This is a genomic window from Brachybacterium tyrofermentans, from assembly GCF_014897585.1.
Taxonomy (GTDB): domain Bacteria; phylum Actinomycetota; class Actinomycetes; order Actinomycetales; family Dermabacteraceae; genus Brachybacterium; species Brachybacterium tyrofermentans.
The window spans coordinates 1-3,818 of the sequence record NZ_JABUXW010000064.1 but is presented as its reverse complement, the minus strand read 5'-3'; the positions used below and the strand labels follow the sequence as shown (position 1 = coordinate 3,818).

4 protein-coding genes are annotated in these 3,818 nt (G+C 64.1%); 1 reads left to right on the top strand and 3 read right to left on the bottom strand.

Annotated elements, in window-relative coordinates:
* From INT49_RS20590 to nrdI, 3 genes are all read right to left on the bottom strand, one after another.
* Window positions 1-720, bottom strand: a 720-nt coding sequence (locus tag INT49_RS20590) for a ribonucleotide-diphosphate reductase subunit beta (protein WP_193119600.1), incomplete at its 3' end; no start/stop codon positions are given.
* Between the two features lie 32 nt (window positions 721-752).
* Window positions 753-2,909: a class 1b ribonucleoside-diphosphate reductase subunit alpha gene (nrdE, locus tag INT49_RS20585; protein ID WP_193119599.1), complete on the bottom strand. Its 2,157-nt coding sequence runs from the start codon at window positions 2,907-2,909 to the stop codon at window positions 753-755.
* The gene (nrdI, locus tag INT49_RS20580) at window positions 2,906-3,409 is read right to left on the bottom strand and encodes a class Ib ribonucleoside-diphosphate reductase assembly flavoprotein NrdI (protein WP_193119598.1); all 504 of its coding nucleotides are present in this window, start codon (window positions 3,407-3,409) and stop codon (window positions 2,906-2,908) included. Before nrdI ends, nrdE begins: the two co-directional genes overlap by 4 nt.
* Window positions 3,410-3,580: 171 nt before the next feature.
* Between nrdI and INT49_RS20575 the strand changes: the two genes are divergently transcribed.
* Window positions 3,581-3,787, top strand: coding sequence for a hypothetical protein (locus INT49_RS20575; protein ID WP_193119597.1), 207 nt, complete (start codon window positions 3,581-3,583; stop codon window positions 3,785-3,787).
* The last annotated feature ends 31 nt before the right edge of the window (window positions 3,788-3,818 follow it).

The window sequence follows — 3,818 nt, the reverse complement described above, 5'->3', positions numbered from 1 at the left end:
CATGTGTTCCTGTTCGGCTGCGGTGTGGGTTTCGAGGCCGCGCTGGTATTTGTAGCCGGAGTAGTAGCCGTGCACGGCCTTGTCGCGGAGGATGAGCCGGATCATGTCGGCGGTGTTGGTGAGGGTTGCGTGGACGGAGAAGTGCAACGGCAGGTAGAACCCGGCGTAGAGCAGCAGCGAGGACAGCAGCGTGGAGGAGACCTTCCGTTTGAGCGGGTCATCCCCGTAGTAGTGCGCGAGCACCTTCTTGCACCGTTCCTGGAGCAGGTCGTTGGCGACGGCCCACCGGTACGCGTCGTCGATCTCTGGGGTCGAGGTGAGCGTGGAGAAGACGGAGGAGTAGGAGCGTGCGTGCACGGACTGCATGAACGCGATGTTCGTGTAGACGGCCTCTTCGTGTTCGGTGCGGGCGTCTTGGATCTGGCAGATCTCGCCGACGGTGGCTTGTACGGTGTCGAGCATGGTGAGCCCGGTGAACACGCGCATGGTCAGCGTGCGTTCCTCCTGGGTGAGTTTTTGCCAGGCGGGGAGGTCGTTGGAGAGGGGCACTTTCTCGGGGAGCCAGAAGTTCGCGGTGAGGCGGTTCCATACCTCGAGGTCTTTGTCGTCTCCGACGCGGTTCCAGTTGATGGGCCGCAGGCGGGCTGCCGGGTCGTGCCGATAGCCCGGCGGAGTGACGGAGATCTCGGTGATGGGGCGGGTGATATCGGTGAGGGTCATGGGTGTTCCTTCGGGAAGATCGGATTCTGGGGTTACAGCGCGCAGGAGACGCAGCCTTCAATCTCGGTGCCTTCGAGTGCGGGCTGGCGGAGGCGGATGTAATAGAGGGTCTTGATTCCGGCACGCCAGGCGTGGATCTGGGCTTTGTTGATGTCGCGGGTGGTCGCGGTGTCGCGGAAGAACAGCGTGAGAGACAAACCCTGGTCGACGTGGCGGGTGGCGGCGGCGTAGGTGTCGATGATCTTCTCGTAGCCGATCTCGTACGCGTCCTCGAAGAACTCGAGGTTGTCGTCGGTCATGTGCGGGGCCGGGTAATAGACGCGGCCGAGCTTGCCTTCTTTGCGGATCTCGATCTTCGCCGCGATCGGATGGATCGACGCGGTCGAGTTGTTCACGTACGAGATCGATCCAGTCGGCGGGATCGCCTGCAGGTAGGCGTTGTAAATGCCGTGCTGCCGCACGGATTCCCGAAGTTGCGCCCAGCCGTCGCGGGTGGGGATCGCGACGCCTGCCTCGGCGAAGAGGGCGCGGACACGTTCGGTGGCGGGCCGCCACTCGCGCTCGGTGTACTTATCGAAGTGCGAGCCGTCGGCGTAGGTGGAGGTCTCGAACCCGGTGAAGGTCGTGCCGCGTTCGATGGCGATCCGGTTGGAGGCGCGCAGGGCGTGGTAGGTGACGGTGAGGAAGTAGATGTCGGTGAAGTCGATGCCCTCCTCGCTGCCGTAGCGGATGCGTTGCGAGGCGAGGAACCCGTGCAGGTTCATCTGACCGAGACCGATCGCGTGCGACGCGTCGTTCCCGGCTGCGATCGAGGGGACCGCGTCGATGTCGGTCTGATCCGACACACTCGTCAGCGCCCGCACTGCGGTCTCGACGGTCGCGCCGAAGTCCGGTGAGGCGAAGGCCTGGGCGATGTTGAGGGAGCCGAGGTTGCAGGAGATGTCCCGGCCGACCTGCTCGTAGCCGATCGCCGCGTCATAGGTGGAGGGCGTGTTGACCTGGAGGATCTCGCTGCACAGGTTCGACATGTTGATGTGCCCCTGCAGCGGGTTGGCGCGGTTGACGGTGTCCTCGAACAGCACGTAGGGGTATCCGGATTCGAACTGCAGCTCGGCGAGGGTCTTGAAGAACTCCCGTGCGCTGATCGTGGTCTTCCGCACCCGCGGGTTCGCGACCAACTCGTCGTAGTGGTCGTTCACGGACAGGTCCGACAGCGGTTTCCCGTACTCGCGCTCGACGTCGTAGGGGCTGAACAAGTGCATGTCCCGGTTCTCCTTCGCGAGCTGGAAGGTGACATCGGGGATCACGACGCCGAGCGAGAGCGTCTTGATGCGGATCTTCTCGTCCGCGTTCTCCCGCTTCGTGTCCAAGAACCGCAGGATGTCCGGGTGATGCGCGTGCAGATACACTGCGCCCGCACCCTGCCGGGCCCCGAGCTGGTTGGCGTAGCTGAAGGAGTCTTCGAGGATCTTCATCACCGGGACGACGCCGGAGGCCTGGTTCTCGATCTGCTTGATCGGTGCTCCGGTCTCGCGCAGGTTCGTCAGCAGCAGCGCGACTCCGCCCCCGCGCTTGGAGAGCTGCAACGCAGAGTTAACGCTGCGTCCGATGGACTCGAGGTTGTCCTCCAGGCGGAGCAAGAAGCAGGAGACGAGCTCGCCGCGCTGCGCCTTGCCCGCGTTCAGGAATGTCGGGGTCGCAGGTTGGAACCTGCCCGAGAGCATCTCGTCCACAAGCCGGGTCGCGAGGGCTTCGTCGCCCTGTCCGAGGAAGAGCGCGGTAGCGACGACGCGCTCCTCAAAACCTTCCAGGTACGTGGTGCCGTCGAACGTCTTCAGGGCGTAGGAAGTGAAGAACTTGAACGCGCCGAGGAAGGTCTGGAAACGGTGCCCGGCCCCGCGAGCCCGCTCATGCAGGTCGGTGAGGAACTCCGGGGCGTACGCGTCGAGGAACGCCCGCTCGTAGTAGGCGTTCGCGACCAGCCACTCCAGGCGCTCGGCCACGCTCGGGAAGGTTCTCGTGTTCGGGATGACGTGCTGGCGCAGGTACTCGTCGGCGGCTTCCTTGTCCTTGTGGAACTGGATCGACCCGTCCGGGGCGAACAGGTTCAGTTGCGCGTTGAGGGCGTGGTAGTCCTTCCGCGCACCGATCCCGGTGCTTGCCGGAGCCTCTGGGGAGATGATGGTCATGCGGTCTTCCTCTCAATGGATGTCAGATTGTCGGAGGCCTGGTCCCAGAAGCGGGTCAGGCCGATGTTCACGTGTTCGATGTCGCGCTGGGTGCCGAGCAGCTCGAAGCGGTACAGCTCCGGAACCTGGCATTTGGCAGAGATGACAGGGCCGGCGAGGCAGTAGTGCTCGCCGAAGTTCGTGTTCCCCGCCGTGATCACCCCCCGGATCAGTGCCCGGTTCGCGGGGTCGTTGAGGAACGAGATCACCTGCTTCGGCACCGCCCCGGCACGTTCCCCGCCGCCGTACGTGGGGACCACGAGCACGAAGGGCCGCGCGACCCGGATCAGCCCCTCCACTCGTGGCCGCAGCGGGATACGGACCGCGGGCTGGTCGAGCCGGTCGACGAAGCGGCGGGTGTTCTCCGACACGCTTGAGAAGAACACGAGATCAGGCGACTGGGCGGCGGCGAGTTCGCGCACTGAGGGCGCTGCGCGCCGGGACTCAGGTGGGGGTGGCATAGCGATCCTCCTCGCTCTCTCTGGCTGTGACGCGCCACGCCACCAACCACTACATGTTGTGCCTCACCGATGTTTGGAGCGGCGTATCTAGTAATAACATCGATGTGGTTCACTTGTCTACGCCACGCCCAGGTTTGGAACTACGGCAGGCCGAACAATAGGATGTGTGGCATGGGACGAACGCACGTGGACGAGCGCAATGAGGGTGCGTGGCTGGAGGCCATCACCTTGTTTCAATCCGTGCGAGACGCCGACCATGACGCTGCGGCTCGCCTGTTGCGAACGTCTTCCGACCCCGAAGCGGTGATGCTGAACCTCCTGCGCATGCTCGGCGTGTACCTGCGCGGAGAAGCAGAGGGTGTTTCATTAGCTGTGTAAGGGTCCGGTCTCTAACCGAGGTGTGACCTGC

Excerpts from the sequence above, each read along its gene's own strand:
- nrdE (WP_193119599.1), bottom strand. The coding sequence starts at position 2,909 with ATGACCATCATCTCCCCAGAGGCTCCGGCAAGCACCGGGATCGGTGCG.
- nrdI (WP_193119598.1), bottom strand. The coding sequence starts at position 3,409 with ATGCCACCCCCACCTGAGTCCCGGCGCGCAGCGCCCTCAGTGCGCGAA.
- INT49_RS20575 (WP_193119597.1), top strand. The coding sequence starts at position 3,581 with ATGGGACGAACGCACGTGGACGAGCGCAATGAGGGTGCGTGGCTGGAG.